Source organism: Streptomyces sp. NPDC005494, assembly GCF_042872025.1.
GTDB lineage: Bacteria > Actinomycetota > Actinomycetes > Streptomycetales > Streptomycetaceae > Streptomyces.
The window spans coordinates 540048-556599 of record NZ_JBIAJR010000003.1; the positions used below are offsets into that span (position 1 = coordinate 540048).

The window sequence follows — 16552 nt, forward strand, 5'->3', positions numbered from 1 at the left end:
TGCATCGGCCCGGGTCCGGGCAATGTGCCCCGCCCAAGCCCGATTAGTCACACTCTTTTGTGTAATAGCGCACGGAGTCCTTCGGCTGCAAGTCTTCTTCTCGCAGGTCAGCCCATGATCGAGAGGATTTCGGATGTCCGTTGGTGAAGAGGTTCGGGACACGCAGCCGCAGCCGCAGCAGAGTCTCGGCACAGCGGCTGCGCGGAACCTCGCGACGACCACCAAGTCCGCCCCGCAGATGCAGGAGATCACCTCGCGGTGGCTGCTGCGCATGCTGCCGTGGGTTCAGGTGCAGGGCGGCACCTACCGGGTGAACCGTCGCCTCAGCTACTCGGTGGGAGACGGCCGGGTGACGTTCGTGCAGACGGGCGACCGGGTCACGGTCATCCCCGCCGAGCTCGGCGAACTCCCGGCACTGCGCGACTTCGAGGACGAGGACGTGCTGGCCGAGCTGGCACGCAGGTGCGAGCAGCGTGATGTCGCCGCGGGTGAGGTCCTCGCGGCGGCGGGCGACGCCGCGGACCGCGTCCATCTGCTGGCCCACGGAAAGATCGAGAAGATCGGGTCCGGGCCGTACGGCGACGAGACGGTGCTCGGAGTCCTCGCGGACGGCGCCTACTTCGGTGACCACGTCCTCGTCGACGGCGACGCGACCTGGGAGTACACGGCCCGGGCGGTGACCGCCTGCACGCTGCTGACCCTGCGCCGGTCCGACGTGCTCAACCTCGCCGCCCGCGCCGACTCGCTCCGCGACCACCTCGCGGGCCTGCTCGCCATCCCGCACCAGCGCACCAACCCTTACGGCGAGGCGGCGATCGACCTCTCGGCGGGACACGTGGGCGAGAGCGTCGTGCCCCACACCTTCGTCGACTACGAATCTGCGCCGCGTGAGTACGAACTGAGCGTCGCCCAGACCGTCCTGAAGGTCCACAGCAGGGTCGCCGACCTCTACAACCAGCCGATGAACCAGACCGAGCAGCAGTTGCGGCTGACCGTCGAGGCGCTCCGTGAGCGTCAGGAGCACGAGCTCATCAACAACCGCGAGTTCGGCCTGCTCAACAACTGCGACTACGGGCAGCGGATCCAGCCGCACGACGGAGCGCCGGGCCCCGACGACATGGACGAGCTCCTGTCGCGGCGGCGCGGATCGAAACTGTTCCTCGCCCACCCCCGCGCCATCGCGGCCTTCGGCCGCGAGTGCAACAAGCGCGGCCTGGTGCCGGAGAGCGTCGAGGTCGGCGGGCACCACGTGCCCGCCTGGCGAGGGGTCCCGATCTTCCCGTGCAACAAGATCCCGGTCACCGACGCCCGCACCACGTCGATCATCTGCATGAGGACCGGTGAGGCCGACCAGGGCGTCATCGGACTTCAGCAGAGCGGCATCCCGGACGAGATCGAACCGAGCCTCTCGGTGCGGTTCATGGGCATCGACGAGCAGGCGATCATCTCGTACCTCGTGACGGCGTACTACTCCGCGGCCATCTTGGTCCCGGACGCCCTCGGCGTCCTGGAGAACGTGGAGGTGAGCCGCTGGCGGTGACGCACCCCGGGCCCGGGCGCCCACCGCCCGGGCCCCGGAAGGCCGAGGCAGCGACCAAGGTGCCCCGGGGCGCCCGGAAGGAGTGACCGTGACCATGACCAGTACGGATGCCGCGATGGAGGGGCGGAAGGCGGCCGTGCTCCTGGAGCACACCCGCAACGCCGTCGACCCGCACCTCCGGGCCGCCGTCGAGACGCTGCCCGGAGCGATGCGCCGGGTCGCCATGTACCACTTCGGCTGGCAGAACGCCGACGGTACGCCCGCCTCCGGGGAGGCCGGCAAAGCCATCAGGCCGGCGCTCGTCCTGGCGGCCGCCCGCGCTCTGGGCGGCGATCCGGAGGCGGCGATGAGGGCGGCCGTGGCCGTCGAGCTCGCGCACAACTTCACCCTGCTCCACGACGACGTCATCGACGAGGACACCACCCGGCGCCACAGACCCACGGCCTGGGCGATGTTCGGCGTGCCGGACGCCGTCATCACGGGGGACGCCATGCTCGCCCTCGCGCTGCGGCTGCTGGCGGACGACCCGCACCCGGCGTCCGCACATGCCGCGGTGCGGCTCTCCGCCTGCGTCATCGAACTCTGCGCGGGACAACAGGCCGACTGCGCCCTGGAGGAGCGCGGCCCCGACGACGTGACGCTGGACGAGTGCCTCGCCATGGCCATGGCCAAGACGGGCGCCCTGCTCGGCTGTGCCTGCGCACTGGGAGCGCTCTACAGCGGTGCGGGGGAGCGAGAGGTCCGGGCCATGGACGGCTTCGGGCGCGAAGCGGGGCTCGCCTTCCAGCTCATCGACGACCTGATCGGCATCTGGGGGGACACGGACCGTACGGGCAAGCCGGCCGGGGCGGATCTGACCGCCCACAAGAAATCACTTCCGGTGGTCGCGGCGCTCACCTCGGGCACCCCGGCCGCGGACGAACTGGCGGCGCTCTACCGGGGCACCATGAACACACGAGGTGAGGTGAGGATGGCCGCGGACGCGGTCGACCGGGCCGGCGGCCGTGACTGGGCCCAGACCGCCGCGGCGGACCGGATGGCCCGTGCGGTGCACCATCTGTCCGTCGCGGTGCCGGGGGCGGACGCTGCCGGGGACCTGTTGGCCCTCGCGGAGTTCGTCACCCGCAGAACGCACTGAGCCCGGACGCCCACGGGCCGGTACCAAGCACCCGGACCCGCGGTTCCCGCGCGGCACCGGCACCCGGATCCGCGGTTCCCCGCGCGGTCCGGGCCCGGTTGCAGGAAGCGGCAGGGACGGGGCCGGTCTGCGGAGCACGGGGAGGGAGCGGGGCTCGCCGGGGTGGTGACCAGGCTGCTCCGCCCTCCTGACGGAGCGTCGGCATACGCCATGTGGCTTGTGTCCAGGGCCTGCTGAGGCCGCGCCGGGTACTGCGGCGCCGGAAGGGGAGGGTGCCACCGGCGGACGCCGGGGTACGGACTACAGTCCCTGCTCATGACAGATGAGTCGTGGGCAGGCTGGTACCGGGACCGTCATGGTTCCGAGGCCGTCATTTTCACCACGGACGGGCAGCAGCTCCGTATCCGCGTCCGGGGAACGGACTTCGAGGGCGAGAGCTTCGACGGTCTGGGGCCCGCCGCGGGCGCCCCGGCCCAGGAGGGCCTGTTCGACCTGGTGGACGGTGTACTCGGCGACTGCGTGCTGGAGTGGGATCTCCCGCTCCCGGTCCTCGTGTCCGGGACGGTCCGCCAGGCCACCCTCAGCTGCCTGCTGTCGCTGCGCCGGGCCGACCCGGATCTGTATCTCGCCCTCCATCTGGACGGGGCGGTCTACGAGTCGAACCGGGCCGAGGGCGACTTCGCCGCCGCCCTGGCCACGGTCCAGCGCATCCTGCCGCCGGACATGCATCTCCAGTCCTGCATAGCCTGCGCCTTCTCCGACTACTTCCCGGCTCCCGTTCGCGGCCTTTCCGGCGGGCTCGCCTGCTTCCGCGGCGCGAAGGACGCCTACCGCGACGTGGCGGGCGGCCAGGACGTCGCCGGACTGTGGGACCGGCGCAGCGGGTTCGTCCAGGAGATATGGAGCTGCCGGGAGTTCGAACCGCGCCCGGCACACGGCGCCGGCACCGGTCACCGGGGCGCCTTCCCACTCGAACTCGCCTGACCGGACGGGCCCGGCCCGGACAGACCTCGCCTGACCTGACCTGACCTGACCTGGCCCGGCTCGGCCCGGACGGAACACGCTTGCCCGGACCGGACCCGGCCCGGACGGACCTCGCTTGCCCGGACCGGACCGGACCCGGCCCGGACGGACCTCGCTTGCCCGGACCGGACCGGACCGGACCGGACCGGCCCGGACGGAACCCGCCTGCCCGGACCGGCCCCGCCCGGACGGACCTCGCCTGACCGGACCCGACCCCGCCGGTCCGGGGGAGGCGAGGTTGGGCGCAGGACGACACGGCAGGACCCGGAGTTCCCCGTTCTGCCGACAGCGAGGTCCGGTTTCCTCGACGCGGCCCGGCGGGCAGCCTCACCGCATGAAGATCTTGATGCTGGGCGGCACGGAATTCGTCGGGCGCGCGGTCACCGACGCGGCGCTCGCCCGGGGCTGGCAGGTGACCGTCTTCCACCGCGGCCACCACCCGCCACCGGCCGGGGTGCTGTCGCTGACGGGGGACCGGACTGCGGGCGAGGCGGGCCTCGCCGCGCTGGCCGGCGGCAGCTGGGACCTGGTGGTCGACACCTGGAGCGGCGCTCCCTCGGCCGTGCGGGACGCCGCCCGCATGCTGTCGGGCAGGGCCGGGCACTTCAGCTACGTCTCCAGCAGATCGGTCTACGCGTACCCCGCCCCGGCAGGCCTCACGGAGGACGGGCCGCTGGTCGCCGGCGCCTCCCCGGACGCGGGGCCGGACGTCCCGTACGCCGAGGCCAAGCGCGGCGGGGAGCTGGCCGCCCTCGACGCCTTCGGCGAGCGCGCCCTGCTGGCCAGAGCCGGGCTGATCCTCGGCCCCGGCGAGAACATCGGCCGGCTGCCGTGGTGGCTGTCCAGGACGGCCCGGGGCGGGCCGGTGATCGCACCGGGGCCACCGGACGCCGCACTCCAGTACATCGACGCCAGGGACCTCGCCCAGTGGCTCCTGGACGCCGCGGCGGACGGCCTGGGCGGGGCGTACAACACGGTGAGCCGGCCGGGGCACACCACCATGGGGGAGCTGCTGGAGGCCTGCGTCCGCGTCACCGGTGACGTCGCAGAGCTGCGCTGGACCGACCCGGAGGTGATCCTGGCCGCCGGTGTCGAACCGTGGACGGACCTGCCGGTCTGGCTGCCGGCCGGAGAGCTGTACGACACCCTGCACCAGGGCGATGTCACCAAAGCCCACGCCGCCGGCCTGCGGTGCAGGCCCGTCGCCGAGACCGTCGCGGACACCTGGACCTGGCTGCGCGGGAGAGGGGGCACGGCCCCGCAGCGGCCCGACCGCCCCTCCGTCGGCCTCGACGCGCAGACCGAGGCGAAGCTCCTCTCGGCACCCGGCAGCCCTTAGCGTGGCCCGATGACCGAACACCTGCTGCACCTCACCGAAGAGCCCTTGTGGGAGGCCGCCCGGAGAGCCGGGACGTACGAGATGTCCACCCGGGGCCGCACCCTGCGCGAGGAAGGCTTCATCCACTGCTCGCTGCCCCATCAGCTGCCCACCGTGGCCCAGGCGTTGTACGGGACGGACGACCAGGGGCTGGTGGTGCTGGTCATCGACCCGGGCCGGCTCCCGGCGCCTGTGCGGTACGAGGCCATGGGACCCGATGGTGAGGAGTTCCCGCACATCTACGGGCCGCTTCCCGCCGAAGCCGTCGTCGAGGTGCGCCCCTGGACCGGACACCCGTCGCGCGCGGGAGGTGAGGCGGGATGACCAGTCCTCTCGTAGCGGTGACCGGGGCGAGCGGAGCGGTGGGCGGCAGGGTCGCCGCGCGACTGGCCCGGGCGGGAGCCCCGGTCCGGCTCCTGGGCCGGGACCCCTCGCGCCTGCCCCGGATCCCCGGCGCGGTCGCCGCGCCGCCCGCTCCGTACGGCGACGCCGAGGCCATGCGGCGCGCCCTGGACGGCGCGCACACCCTGTTCCTCGTCTCGGCGCACGAGAGCCCCGGCCGGGTCCTGGAGCACACCACCGCCGTGGACGCGGCCCTCGCGGTGGGCGTCGAGCGCATCGTCTACGTGTCGTTCCTCGGCGCGGCACCGGACGCCACGTTCACCTTCGCGCGCGACCACTGGCACACGGAGGCACACATCCGGGTGGCCGGGGTGCGCCACACCTTCCTGCGGGACAGCTGGTATCTGGCGGCGATCCCCGCGATGACGGGCACGGACGGCATCCTGCGCGGTCCGGCCGGTGAGGGGCGGGTCTCGGCCGTGTCCCATCAGGACATCGCGGACTCGGCGTCAGCAGTCCTGCTGGACGCGGGAACCGGCCACGACGGGGCGACGTACGACCTCACGGGCCCCGAGGCGTTCACCCTCGCGGAGGCTGCCGGTGAACTGAGCCGGCTCACGGGCCGCACCATCCGGTACGTACCCGAGACCGCTGAGGAGGCCTACGCATCCCGCGCCCACTACGGCGCCGAGGAGTGGGAGGTGGCCGGCTGGGTCACGTCGTACGAGGCGATCGCGGCCGGCGAACTGCAGACGGTCTCGCAGGCCGTCCCCACCCTCACGGGCCACCCCGCGCAGAGCCTGGCCACCTACCTCCTGGAGAACCCGGACAGTTACCGCCACCTCCTGCCGGGCAGCTGACCCCGCCCGCTCACCCGAGAAACGAGAAACCGCACCCGGTTCGCAGGAGCAGCCGTTGCCGGCGGCCTGCGGGCCGGGTGCGGTCAGCCGGGCGGTCCGACCCCCGTGGGAGCGGGCCGGACGTGCCGGGCCCCGAGTCACGCCTTCTTGGTCTCCCAGAAGATCTCGTCGATGCGAGCGATCAGGTCCAGAGCCTTCTGGCCCGTGGCCGGGTCGTTCGAACCCTTGGCCGCGGAGAGCGCCTTCAGGGTGTCGTTGACCAGCTGGTGCAGCTCCGGGTACTTCTCGAAGTGCGGGGGCTTGAAGTAGTCGCTCCAGAGCACCGAGACGTGGTGCTTCGCGAGCTCGGCACGCTGTTCCTTGATCAGAACGGCGCGGGTGCGGAAGTCCGCGTCCTCATTGGCCTGGTACTTCTCCTGGACGGCCTTGACGGACTCCGCCTCGATGCGGGCCTGGGCCGGGTCGTACACACCGCAGGGCAGGTCGCAGTGCGCGCTGACCTTCACCTTGGGGGCAAACAGGCGGGAAAGCATGGAGCTGTCCTTCCTCGTGATCGTCTTCTCAGGTGGGACATTACTCCGTAGGAAGCGGCTTTTTGCGGCTGCCCCCTGGGGCTTAGGCCAAAAGTCCGGGGTGAGGATGGGCCGGTGGGCCGAAAAGACGGACGGTGCGCGCAGCGGTGTACTGGAGGATGGACCGGGAGGTGCCACACATGCCGGAACCGGCGCAGGGGTCAGGGAGCGGGCGGGCGGCGCGGAGGCCGTTCCAGGTCGTGGAGGTGACGGGGCCTTCGATGGTGCCCACGCTGTACCACGGGGACTGGCTGCTCGTGCAGTACGGGGCGCCGGTGCGCCCAGGGGACGTGGTGATCCTGCGTCATCCGTTCCAGCAGGACCTGCTCGTCGTCAAGCGCGTTGCCGAGCGGCGCGGCAACGGCTGGTGGGTGCTGGGCGACAACTCGTACGCGGGCGGTGACAGTACGGACTACGGGACGGTCCCCGAGGAACTCGTGCTGGCCAGGGCGCGGGCCCGTTACCGGCCGCTGGGCAAGGATCAGCGGTCGGTGCTCGGAGTGCTGGGCTGGGCGGTGTCCGCCGTGCGCCGGGTCTCCTCGGAGCGGTCCGTCTCCAGGCGCTTGCGGGCCCGGTAGGCGGCCACGTTGGCCCGGGTCGCGCAGCGGTCCGAGCAGTAGCGCCGCGAGCGGTTGGTGGAGGTGTCGAGGTAGGCGTTGCGGCATGGCGCCGCCTCGCAGAGGCCGAGCCGGTCCACCCCGTGCGAGGTCAGGTGGAAGGCCAGTCCCATCGCCGCGATCGCCGCGAACCCTGCCGTCGCGTTCGAGGGGTGGTCGGCGAGATGCATGTGCCAGTCCGGCTTGCCGTCCTCGTCCCGGGTGTCGTGGCCGGAGATCTGCGGGCTCACCGGGAACTCCAGCAGCAGGGAGTTGAGGAGATCGACCGCGAGGGTCTCGTCCCCCTCGTCCGCGGCCTCGAAGACCGCGCGCAAGCGGGCCCGGACGGACCGGAAGCGGGTCACGTCGCCGTCGGTCGCCCGGCGGGCCGCCTGCGCACTGGCACCGAACAGCTCGCGCACGGCCTCGACCGTCGTGAGGCTGTCCTTGTCGCGGGCCGGCTCCTCGGTGTTGACCAGACGCACGGCGTAGTCCGAGTAATAGGCCAGTTCCACTTGTAGTCCTTACGGCGTCGGTCTATGGTCGCTGTGTCGACCAGTGTAATGGGCGGTCGTACTCAATGGGTCTTACGCATACGGGTGCAGGTGGAGGTTCGCATGACGGGTACGGGCACCGACTGGCAGTCCTGGCAGGAGAGCTGGGACCGGCAGCAGGAGTGGTACATGCCGGACCGCGAGGAGCGGTTCCGGGTGATGCTGGACATGGTCGAGGCCGTGGTGGGGCCCGAACCGAGAGTGCTCGATCTCGCGTGCGGTACGGGAAGTATTACGGACCGGCTCCTCAAGCGGTTCCCCAAGGCCACCAGCACGGGCGTCGACCTCGACCCCGCGCTGCTCGCCATCGCCCGCGGCACCTTCGAGGGGGACGACCGGGTCACCTTCGTGACCGCCGACCTGAAGGACGCGGCCTGGACCGAGCGGCTCCCGCACACCTCGTACGACGCCGTGCTCACCGCCACCGCCCTGCACTGGCTGCACAGCGAACCGCTCGCGGCCCTGTACGGGCAGATCGGCGGGCTGGTCAGGGACGGCGGGGTGTTCATGAACGCGGACCACATGATCGACACCACCACCCCGCGCATCAACGCGGCCGAGCGCGCCCACCGGCATGCCGCCATGGACCGGGCGAAGGCCGCAGGTGCCGTGGACTGGGCCGGGTGGTGGGCCCTCGCGGCCGAGGACCCCGCCCTCGCGGGGCCCACCGCCGAGCGGTTCGCGATCTACGGCGAGCACGCGGACGGCGACATGCCCTCGGTCCACTGGCACGCCCGCACCCTCCGCGAGGCGGGCTTCGGAGAGGCACGAGCGGTCTGGTCCTCGCCCTCGGACAGCCTGGTCCTCGCCGTGAAGTGACCCGGGCGAAGAGACATAGAGACAAAGGGAACACAGAGGCCTGGAAGCGAAGGACGAGGGGCGGCTCCGGCCGCCCCTCGTCACCTTTTCGCCGCCCCCTGCAACCTGCGGCCCGTCCCGGCGCACTGAAAGGGTGAGACGGGCCGCCTCCGCGGACCCGGGAGAGGGGCGCCGATGGCGCGGATCGAGGACGACGCGGCACTGCACGCGTTCGTGGAGAACAGACGCGCGGCGCTGTTCCGCAGCGCCTACCTGCTGTGCGGCGACCGGCACGAGGCCGAGGACCTGGTCCAGACGACGCTGGTCAAGGTCGTGCTCGGCGGGAAGAGGCACGGGCGGCTCGACAACATCGAGGCGTACGCGCGCAAGACCCTGGTCAACACCCACATCGCCGCGCGCCGTCGCTTCTGGCGGCGCGAGCGCCCGTACGACGAACTGCCCGACAGCGCCGGCGAACACGCGGAAGCGGACACGGGCCTCATGGTCCGGGCGGCGCTCGCCCGGCTCACGGCCAGGCAGCGGGCGGTGCTGGTGCTGCGCTACTGGGAGGACCTGAGCGTCCAGGCCACGGCCGAACTGCTCGGGATGCGGGAGAGCACGGTCAAGAGCCACACGGCTCGGGGACTGGCGGCGCTGCGCGCCGTGATGACGGCGGACATGGCGGAGGAACTTGTATGAACGACGTGCGCGAGTTGCTGGGACGGGCCGCCGAAGGGGCGGGACAGCCCGCGGTCTCCACCGAGGCCGTGTACGCGCGAGCGGGCCGGGTGCGCCGGGGGCGCCGTATCGCCGTGTCGGGTGCCGCCCTGGCCGTGGTGGCGACGGGAGCGCTCGTGCTCCCGGGTTTCACCGCCGGGCAGGGGGAGCAGCGGACGCAGGTGGCGGCCGCACTCGAGAAGAGCGGCCCCCAGGACAGGGCGGAGCGGCTCATCGCGCTGCTTCCGGACGGAGTGGGAAGCGTCGAACAGGTCTCCCTCGCCGTCCTCATCAAGAACGCGACACCCGGACAGGCCAAGGAGACCTACACGGGGCCGCTGGACGGGCAGTACGCCGTCCGCAGGGACGGAGGCGTCGGCTTCCTCACCCTCGCGTACATGCCCCGCGCCCAGGTGGTCCGCAAGCTCGCGGGGACGGACCCCGACGACGACCTCTGCGTGGTCCGCGGCAAGGAGACGCTCCGGTCGGAGTGCGTGCGCGAGGAACTGCCTGACGGCAGGGTCCTGACGATCTGGCGCGACACGATGGACTACGGCGACGGCGGCACACCGCAGTGGGGCCCCGAACTCACCGCCCGTCTCGTACTGAAGGACGGTTCGCTGCTGGCCGCCCGCGCCAGCACCGGCTACGAGGGCAGCAGGTCGCAGGGGCCGCTGCTCGAGAGCACCCCGCTGGACCGTGAGCAGCTGCGCACCCTGCTGCTGCGCCCGGAGCTGGTGCCGGCGGGGCAGCCCCGGCAGAAGTGACGGACGGCACGGGCGCACAGCGAGGAGGGCGGTACGGACCGGGTCCGTACCGCCCTCCTCGCACTGAGACGGGTTACAGCACCTTCGACAGGAACGACTTCGTCCGGTCGTGCTGCGGGTTGGTCAGTACGTCGCGCGGGTGGCCGGACTCGACCACGACGCCGTCGTCCATGAAGACCAGCGCGTCGCCGACCTCACGGGCGAAGCCCATCTCGTGGGTGACGACGACCATCGTCATGCCCTCCTCGGCCAGTCCGCGCATGACGTCCAGGACGTCGCCGACGAGCTCCGGGTCGAGCGCGGAGGTCGGCTCGTCGAAGAGCATCAGCTTCGGTTCCATGGCCAGGGCGCGCGCGATGGCCACGCGCTGCTGCTGTCCGCCGGACAGCTGCGAGGGGTAGTTCTTCGCCTTGTCGGACAGGCCGACCCGGTCGAGCAGACGTTCCGCGCGGGCCCGGGCCACGGCCTTGGCCTCACCCTTGACCTGGACCGGGGCCTCCATGACGTTCTCGATGGCCGTCATGTGAGGGAACAGGTTGAAGCGCTGGAAGACCATGCCGATGTCCCGGCGCTTCAGCGCGACTTCGCTGTCCTTGAGCTCGTAGAGCTTGTCGCCCTTCTGGCGGTAGCCGACCAGGTCCCCGTCGACGTACAGCCGGCCGGCGTTGATCTGCTCCAGGTGGTTGATGCACCGCAGGAACGTCGACTTGCCGGAGCCGGACGGGCCGATCAGGCAGAACACCTCACGGGGGGCGACCTCCAAGTCGATGCCCTTGAGGATGTGCGCGGGGCCGAAGGACTTGTGGACGCCCTCGGCCTTCACCATGGCGGTCATGCGGCGCCTCCCTTCGGGCGGCCCAGCGACAGCATGGTGGCCCTGATCTTCTGGAACGGGGTGTCCGGCAGGCTGCGGCTGGAGCCGCGCGCGTAGTACCGCTCCAGGTAGTACTGGCCGACGCTGAGCACCGAGGTGAGCACCATGTACCAGGCCGCGGCCAGGAACAGCATCTCCACGGTGGCACCCGAGGTCTGCGACACGTTCTGGGTGGAGCGCAGCAGCTCGGTGTACTGGACGGCGACCGCGAGCGAGGAGGTCTTCAGCATGTTGATGACCTCGTTGCCCGTCGGCGGCACGATCACCCGCATCGCCTGCGGGACGACGATCCGGCGCAGCGTCTTGCCGTGGCTCATGCCCAGGGCGTGCGCCGCCTCGGTCTGACCTTCGTCGACCGACTGGAGGCCCGCCCGGCAGATCTCCGCCATGTACGCGGCCTCGTTGAGCCCGAGCCCGAGCAGCGCGCAGAGGAACGGCGTCATGAAGGACGACCATTCGTCCTTGTAGACCGGCCCGAGGTTGATGTACTCGAACACGATGCCGAGGTTGAACCAGACCAGCAGCTGTACGTAGACCGGGGTACCGCGGAAGAACCAGATGTATCCCCAGGCTATGGAGGTCGTCACCGGGTTCTTGGAGAGCCGCATCACGGCGAGCACGATGCCCAGCACGACGCCGATGATCATCGACAGAACCGTGATGATGACCGTGTTCTTGACGCCCTCGAGGATCTGGTCGTCGAAGAAGTAGTCGGGGATCGCGTCCCAGTTGATGTCGCCCTGCGCGAACGCGTAGACCAGCGAGGCCAGCAGGCCGAGGGCGACGACCGCCGAGACGTACCGGCCGTAGTGGCGCACCGGGATGGCCTTGATCGCCTCCGGCCCCGCCGACGGGGTGGGCGGGGTGACCGCCGGGCCCGTCTTCTTGATGTCAGTCACAGATGTTGCCTTTCAGCGCCGGAACCCGGTCAGGATCCGCCGTTGATCTTCGCCTCGGTGACCGCGCCGGCCTCGACGCCCCACTTGGCGATGATCTTCGCGTACTCGCCGTTCTCGATGACCGCGTTCAGTGCGGCTTCGATCGCCTTCGTGAGCTCGTCGTTGCCCTTGGCGACGGCGATGCCGTACGGGGCCGCCTCGACCTGCTCGCCGACCAGCTGGAAGTCGTTGCCGCCGCCCGAGGTCTTCACCGCGTACGCGGCGACCGGGAAGTCGGACGAACCGGCGTCGGCGCCGCCGCCGCGCAGGCGGGTCTGGGCCTCCAGGTCGTTGTCGAACGCCTCGATGGCGATCTTGCCCTTGCTGCCGCACTTGGTGCTCTCGGCCTTCGCGAGGTCGTGGGAGACCGTGCCGCGCTGGACGACGAGCTTCTTGCCGCAGAGGTCCGACCAGGTGCTGATGCCCTTGTCGTCGCCCTTCTTGGTGTAGATGGAGACGCCCGCGGTGAAGTAGTCGATGAAGTCGACGCCCTCGCCGACCTTCTTCTTCGTCTCGGAGTCGACGCCCTCCTGGCGGTCCTTGGTGTCGGTCATGGCCGACATCGCCAGGTCGTAGCGCTTCGAGCGCAGGCCCGTGAGCAGCGTGTCGAAGGTGCCGTTCTCGAAGACGAACTTCACGCCGAGCTGCTTGCCGAGGGCGTCCGCCAGGTCGGGGTCGATACCGACCGTCTTGCCGGACTCGTCCTTGAACTCGACCGGCGGGTACGCGATGTCGGAACCGACCTTGATCTCGCCCTTGTCCTTGACGGCCTTGGGGAGGAGGTCGGCCAGCGGCGCGTCCTTCGTGGTGGCCGAAGCCGACTCCTTCTTGCCGGCGCTGTCCGTCTGGTCTCCACAGGCGGTCAGCAGCAGGGTGCCGGCGACCGCGACTGCGCAGACCGCGGCAATCCGGGACTTCGCGGTCGTACGGCAGAGGGTGCTTGCGGTCATGGTCGGAATCCTCCGGCAGTGAGGGAATGCTGGTCAGGTGGGCACGCACGCACCTTCGAGTGTCGCCACCTCGTGTGATTAGGGCATCTTGCCATTCGGACTCACCCAATCAGGGGGCCAGGCATGTCAAAATCGGGTAACGGGTGACCCCCGAACCTCAACGGACCGGTACGGCAAGGCCGGACCATCTACTGAGAAGTGAGCGCTCCTCCGGAGAATCTCCGGTGCGTCTCGGCCTTCGGACGGCCTTTGTGGTCCTTAGTGGACTTGTCCAGATATTCGGTTATGAGTCTTGTCACCGATTCGATACCGACTCGTAAGAGGCCCGGTCCGTCCGGTAAGAAAGACCTTTACACCCCTCATCCGGGGCTCAGGGCGCGTGTGCGGCGCGCCCGCGCGTATGTGTCTCCCCTGCCGGAGCGGCCAACCGCTCAGTGCCGGGAACGTACGCGGTGCCCGCCCACCCCTCCTCAACCAGGAGTGGCCACCCTCAACTGATGAAGACTTAAGGGGTCAACACAATGGCAGCGGAGATCGTCAATCCTCGCAGCGACAGCACAACGGACGGCGTGGCCAGGACGGCCGGAATCAGTGGGGCCGACGAGCCCTTCGATCCCGCGTTCGCCCTGCACCGCGGCGGGAAGATGGCCGTGCAGGCCACCGTTCCGATCCGCGACAAGGACGACCTGTCCCTCGCGTACACGCCCGGCGTGGCGAAGGTGTGCAGCGCCATCGCCGAGAATCCCGAGCTCGTCCACGACTACACCTGGAAGTCACAGGTCGTGGCCGTCGTCACGGACGGCACCGCCGTCCTCGGCCTGGGGGACATCGGCCCCGAGGCCTCCCTCCCGGTGATGGAGGGCAAGGCGATCCTCTTCAAGCAGTTCGGTGGTGTCGACGCGGTGCCGATCGCGCTCGCCACGACCGACGCGGACGAGATCGTCGACACCGTGGTCCGTCTCGCGCCGTCCTTCGGCGGGGTCAACCTGGAGGACATCTCGGCGCCCCGGTGCTTCGAGATCGAGCGCAAGCTCCAGGAACGTCTGGACATCCCGGTCTTCCACGACGACCAGCACGGCACGGCCGTGGTGACGCTCGCAGCCCTGCGCAACGCGGCGAAGCTGTCCGGCCGCACGCTCGGTGATCTGCGTGCCGTCATCTCCGGCGCGGGAGCGGCCGGTGTGGCCATCGCCAAGTTCCTGCTGGAGGCGGGCATCGGTGACGTCGCCGTCGCCGACCGCAAGGGCATCGTCAGCGGGGACCGCGAGGACCTCACGGACGTCAAGCGCGAGCTGGCGGAGATCACGAACCGGGCCGGCATCACCGGACCGCTGGAAACGGCGCTGGCGGGCGCCGACGTCTTCATCGGCGTCTCCGGCGGTACGGTCCCCGAGCCGGCCGTGGCCTCGATGGCTCCCGGCGCGTTCGTGTTCGCCATGGCCAACCCGAACCCCGAGGTCCATCCTGATGTCGCGCACAAGTACGCGGCCGTGGTGGCGACCGGCCGGTCGGACTACCCGAACCAGATCAACAACGTGCTGGCGTTCCCCGGAATCTTCGCGGGTGCGCTCCAGGTGCGGGCCTCCCGCATCACCGAGGGCATGAAGATCGCCGCGGCGAACGCGCTTGCCGATGTCGTCGGCGACGAGCTGGCCGCGGACTACGTGATCCCCTCGCCGTTCGACGAGCGGGTCGCTCCGGCGGTCACGGCCGCGGTCGCCGCTGCAGCCCGCGCCGAGGGCGTCGCCCGGCGCTGACGCCCGGACGGGGCGGGACGGGATACGGAGGCGCACCACGCGCGACCGTGCTCCCGTCCCGCCCCTTTTTCGCGCCGGCGGGGCCGTCGCCTTTCGGGTCCGCGGGGCCGGCCGTGCTCCGTCGGCGGGGCCGGCCACTCTCCGCCGGCGGCGCGCGTGACCCGCGCTGGGGTGTGTGTCACACCACCGAACGGTTACGTCACGGCGCGTCACGTCCTATCGTCGTGCCATGTTCGCCGCCTACGCAGCCCGCATCGACCGTGACCGGCCCCTCGACGGGCTTGAGCTGGGGGAACGTCCGGCCCCCGAGGCACGGCCCGGATGGACCACAGTCCGGGTCAGGGCCGCTTCGCTCAACCACCACGACCTCTGGTCCTTGCGCGGCGTGGGCCTCGCCGAGGACAAGCTGCCCATGATCCTCGGCTGTGACGCCGCCGGTGTCGACGAGGACGGCAACGAGGTCGTCCTGCACTCAGTCATCGGCCAGACGGGTCACGGCGTCGGCCCGGACGAGCCGCGCTCCATCCTCACCGAGCGCTATCAGGGCACCTTCGCCGAGCAGGTCACCGTCCCGAGCTGGAACGTGCTGCCCAAACCGAAGGAACTCAGCTTCGAGCAGGCCGCCTGCCTGCCCACCGCCTGGCTGACGGCCTATCGCATGCTCTTCACCAACGCCGGTGTGCGGCCGGGTGACTCCGTGCTCGTGCAGGGTGCGGGCGGTGGCGTGGCCACCGCCGCGATCGTGCTGGGCAAGGCCGCCGGGCTGCGGGTGTTCGCCACCAGCCGCGACGAGGCCAAGCGTAAGCGCGCCGTCGAACTGGGCGCCGTCGAGGCGTACGAGCCGGGCGCACGGCTGCCGGGGCGCGTGGACGCCGTCATCGAGACCGTGGGGGCCGCGACCTGGTCCCACTCGGTGAAGTCGCTGAGGCCCGGCGGCACGCTGGTCATCTCCGGTGCCACCAGCGGCGACCGGCCCTCGCACGCGGAACTGACCCGGATCTTCTTCCTGGAACTCAAGGTCGTCGGCTCCACCATGGGCTCCAAGGACGAGCTGGAAGACCTGCTCGCGTTCTGTGCGGCGACCGGGGTGCGGCCCGTCATCGACGAGACCCTGCCGTTGGACCGCGCCCGTGAGGGCTTCGAGCGGCTCGCCGCCGGAGACCTCTTCGGGAAGATCGTGCTCACCACCTCGTGAGCGGGGCGATCGAGCTGCCGGCGTCGCAGGGGCTGCTGCTGCGGCCCTGGCGGCCCGAGGACGCGCCGGACGTCCTCCGCGCCTTCGTGCCCGAGGAGATGGCCCGCCAGGCGGGCAGACCCGTCACGACCCTGGCCGAGGCACAGGACTGGGTCGCGGCCCGGGAGGAGGAGCGGGCGGCGGGTACCGCGTACACATGGGCCGTCGTCCGCGAGGGGGTCCCGCTCGGGTCCGTGGCCGTTGCGGCGGTGAACCACGTCCATGGCACCGGCTGGGTCTCGTACTGGACCGTCGAGGCGGCGCGCGGGAGAGGCGTCGCGGTGACGGGCGTACGGACACTGGCCCGCTGGGCCTTCGGCGAACTGGGCCTCTTCCGGCTCGAGCTCGGACACCGGACGAACAACCCCGCCTCCTGCTCCGTCGCCCTGCGGGCCGGCTTCGTCGCCGAGGGTATCGACCGGAAGAAGCTCCGCTACGGCGACGAGCGCTACGACGTGGAGCGGCACGGCCGCCTCGCCACCGACGACGTCAACAACGGTTGACAGGCGTCAGG

Annotated in this window: 18 protein-coding genes; 13 read left to right on the plus strand and 5 right to left on the minus strand. The window is 70.9% G+C overall.

From position 1 onward, the window contains the following. The first annotated feature begins 133 nt into the window (after positions 1-133). The 6 genes from ACFYQ6_RS12405 (at position 134) to ACFYQ6_RS12430 (ending at position 6281) form a co-directional block, all read left to right on the plus strand. Positions 134-1540 (plus strand): family 2B encapsulin nanocompartment shell protein, encoded by a 1407-nt coding sequence (locus ACFYQ6_RS12405; RefSeq protein ID WP_361573591.1) that lies wholly within the window; start codon positions 134-136, stop codon positions 1538-1540. Between the two features lie 94 nt (positions 1541-1634). Then, entirely contained in the window at positions 1635-2678 is a 1044-nt protein-coding gene (locus ACFYQ6_RS12410) for a family 2 encapsulin nanocompartment cargo protein polyprenyl transferase (RefSeq protein WP_388762801.1), read from the plus strand. 315 nt (positions 2679-2993) lie between these two features. Then, the gene (locus ACFYQ6_RS12415; protein ID WP_388762803.1) at positions 2994-3662 is read left to right on the plus strand and encodes a DUF6304 family protein; all 669 of its coding nucleotides are present in this window, start codon (positions 2994-2996) and stop codon (positions 3660-3662) included. A gap of 373 nt (positions 3663-4035) precedes the next feature. Then, positions 4036-5040, plus strand: a complete 1005-nt coding sequence (locus ACFYQ6_RS12420) for an NAD-dependent epimerase/dehydratase family protein (protein ID WP_361573598.1) — start codon at positions 4036-4038, stop codon at positions 5038-5040. A 9-nt stretch (positions 5041-5049) separates the two neighbouring features. Beyond that, a complete protein-coding gene (locus ACFYQ6_RS12425; protein ID WP_361573600.1) occupies positions 5050-5403 on the plus strand; it encodes a DUF952 domain-containing protein in 354 nt (117 codons plus the stop codon). Continuing rightward, a complete protein-coding gene (locus ACFYQ6_RS12430; protein WP_361573601.1) occupies positions 5400-6281 on the plus strand; it encodes an SDR family oxidoreductase in 882 nt (293 codons plus the stop codon). Before ACFYQ6_RS12425 ends, ACFYQ6_RS12430 begins: the two co-directional genes overlap by 4 nt. Positions 6282-6418: 137 nt before the next feature. Here ACFYQ6_RS12430 and sodN read toward each other — a convergent pair whose 3' ends face one another. Beyond that, positions 6419-6814: a superoxide dismutase, Ni gene (gene sodN, locus ACFYQ6_RS12435; protein ID WP_145803274.1), complete on the minus strand. Its 396-nt coding sequence runs from the start codon at positions 6812-6814 to the stop codon at positions 6419-6421. A 179-nt stretch (positions 6815-6993) separates the two neighbouring features. On the opposite strand from sodN, the gene sodX reads away from it, so the two are divergent. Beyond that, positions 6994-7431, plus strand: coding sequence for a nickel-type superoxide dismutase maturation protease (gene sodX, locus ACFYQ6_RS12440; protein WP_361573604.1), 438 nt, complete (start codon positions 6994-6996; stop codon positions 7429-7431). Here the strand turns inward: sodX and ACFYQ6_RS12445 are convergent. Further along, on the minus strand, positions 7335-7964 hold the full coding sequence (locus ACFYQ6_RS12445) for a CGNR zinc finger domain-containing protein (protein WP_361573606.1): 630 nt from the start codon (positions 7962-7964) through the stop codon (positions 7335-7337). The two genes, sodX and ACFYQ6_RS12445, sit on opposite strands and share 97 nt — an antisense overlap. Before the next feature lie 102 nt (positions 7965-8066). Here ACFYQ6_RS12445 and ACFYQ6_RS12450 point away from each other — a divergent pair, with 102 nt between their 5' ends. From ACFYQ6_RS12450 to ACFYQ6_RS12460, 3 genes are all read left to right on the plus strand, one after another. After that, positions 8067-8822, plus strand: coding sequence for a class I SAM-dependent methyltransferase (locus tag ACFYQ6_RS12450; protein ID WP_388762807.1), 756 nt, complete (start codon positions 8067-8069; stop codon positions 8820-8822). A gap of 174 nt (positions 8823-8996) precedes the next feature. Beyond that, on the plus strand, positions 8997-9500 hold the full coding sequence (locus ACFYQ6_RS12455; RefSeq protein ID WP_361573610.1) for a SigE family RNA polymerase sigma factor: 504 nt from the start codon (positions 8997-8999) through the stop codon (positions 9498-9500). Further along, a complete protein-coding gene (locus ACFYQ6_RS12460) occupies positions 9497-10285 on the plus strand; it encodes a hypothetical protein (protein WP_361573612.1) in 789 nt (262 codons plus the stop codon). Before ACFYQ6_RS12455 ends, ACFYQ6_RS12460 begins: the two co-directional genes overlap by 4 nt. A gap of 73 nt (positions 10286-10358) precedes the next feature. Here the strand turns inward: ACFYQ6_RS12460 and ACFYQ6_RS12465 are convergent, their stop codons facing one another. Genes ACFYQ6_RS12465 through ACFYQ6_RS12475 form a run of 3 tightly spaced genes read right to left on the minus strand, consistent with a single transcriptional unit; the run spans position 10359 to position 13047 of the window. After that, positions 10359-11120 (minus strand): amino acid ABC transporter ATP-binding protein, encoded by a 762-nt coding sequence (locus ACFYQ6_RS12465; RefSeq protein ID WP_361573614.1) that lies wholly within the window; start codon positions 11118-11120, stop codon positions 10359-10361. Then, the gene (locus tag ACFYQ6_RS12470) at positions 11117-12058 is read right to left on the minus strand and encodes an amino acid ABC transporter permease (protein WP_361573616.1); all 942 of its coding nucleotides are present in this window, start codon (positions 12056-12058) and stop codon (positions 11117-11119) included. The genes ACFYQ6_RS12465 and ACFYQ6_RS12470 overlap by 4 nt, the downstream gene beginning before the upstream one ends. 29 nt (positions 12059-12087) lie before the next feature. Next, a complete protein-coding gene (locus tag ACFYQ6_RS12475) occupies positions 12088-13047 on the minus strand; it encodes an ABC transporter substrate-binding protein (protein WP_361573618.1) in 960 nt (319 codons plus the stop codon). Between the two features lie 521 nt (positions 13048-13568). Here ACFYQ6_RS12475 and ACFYQ6_RS12480 point away from each other — a divergent pair. The 3 genes from ACFYQ6_RS12480 (at position 13569) to ACFYQ6_RS12490 (ending at position 16541) form a co-directional block, all read left to right on the plus strand. Continuing rightward, positions 13569-14804 (plus strand): NADP-dependent malic enzyme, encoded by a 1236-nt coding sequence (locus ACFYQ6_RS12480; RefSeq protein WP_361573620.1) that lies wholly within the window; start codon positions 13569-13571, stop codon positions 14802-14804. Between the two features lie 229 nt (positions 14805-15033). Next, positions 15034-15999 carry a zinc-binding dehydrogenase gene (locus tag ACFYQ6_RS12485; protein WP_356738199.1) on the plus strand — a complete coding sequence of 322 codons (966 nt, stop codon included), beginning with the start codon at positions 15034-15036 and terminating at the stop codon, positions 15997-15999. Continuing rightward, positions 15996-16541 carry a GNAT family N-acetyltransferase gene (locus ACFYQ6_RS12490; protein WP_361573623.1) on the plus strand — a complete coding sequence of 182 codons (546 nt, stop codon included), beginning with the start codon at positions 15996-15998 and terminating at the stop codon, positions 16539-16541. Before ACFYQ6_RS12485 ends, ACFYQ6_RS12490 begins: the two co-directional genes overlap by 4 nt. Positions 16542-16552: the final 11 nt, after the last annotated feature.

Excerpts from the sequence above, each read along its gene's own strand:
- ACFYQ6_RS12405 (WP_361573591.1), top strand. The coding sequence starts at position 134 with ATGTCCGTTGGTGAAGAGGTTCGGGACACGCAGCCGCAGCCGCAGCAG.
- ACFYQ6_RS12410 (WP_388762801.1), top strand. The coding sequence starts at position 1,635 with ATGACCAGTACGGATGCCGCGATGGAGGGGCGGAAGGCGGCCGTGCTC.
- ACFYQ6_RS12415 (WP_388762803.1), top strand. The coding sequence starts at position 2,994 with ATGACAGATGAGTCGTGGGCAGGCTGGTACCGGGACCGTCATGGTTCC.
- ACFYQ6_RS12420 (WP_361573598.1), top strand. The coding sequence starts at position 4,036 with ATGAAGATCTTGATGCTGGGCGGCACGGAATTCGTCGGGCGCGCGGTC.
- ACFYQ6_RS12425 (WP_361573600.1), top strand. The coding sequence starts at position 5,050 with ATGACCGAACACCTGCTGCACCTCACCGAAGAGCCCTTGTGGGAGGCC.
- ACFYQ6_RS12430 (WP_361573601.1), top strand. The coding sequence starts at position 5,400 with ATGACCAGTCCTCTCGTAGCGGTGACCGGGGCGAGCGGAGCGGTGGGC.
- sodN (WP_145803274.1), bottom strand. The coding sequence starts at position 6,814 with ATGCTTTCCCGCCTGTTTGCCCCCAAGGTGAAGGTCAGCGCGCACTGC.
- sodX (WP_361573604.1), top strand. The coding sequence starts at position 6,994 with ATGCCGGAACCGGCGCAGGGGTCAGGGAGCGGGCGGGCGGCGCGGAGG.
- ACFYQ6_RS12450 (WP_388762807.1), top strand. The coding sequence starts at position 8,067 with ATGACGGGTACGGGCACCGACTGGCAGTCCTGGCAGGAGAGCTGGGAC.
- ACFYQ6_RS12455 (WP_361573610.1), top strand. The coding sequence starts at position 8,997 with ATGGCGCGGATCGAGGACGACGCGGCACTGCACGCGTTCGTGGAGAAC.
- ACFYQ6_RS12460 (WP_361573612.1), top strand. The coding sequence starts at position 9,497 with ATGAACGACGTGCGCGAGTTGCTGGGACGGGCCGCCGAAGGGGCGGGA.
- ACFYQ6_RS12465 (WP_361573614.1), bottom strand. The coding sequence starts at position 11,120 with ATGACCGCCATGGTGAAGGCCGAGGGCGTCCACAAGTCCTTCGGCCCC.
- ACFYQ6_RS12475 (WP_361573618.1), bottom strand. The coding sequence starts at position 13,047 with ATGACCGCAAGCACCCTCTGCCGTACGACCGCGAAGTCCCGGATTGCC.
- ACFYQ6_RS12480 (WP_361573620.1), top strand. The coding sequence starts at position 13,569 with ATGGCAGCGGAGATCGTCAATCCTCGCAGCGACAGCACAACGGACGGC.
- ACFYQ6_RS12485 (WP_356738199.1), top strand. The coding sequence starts at position 15,034 with ATGTTCGCCGCCTACGCAGCCCGCATCGACCGTGACCGGCCCCTCGAC.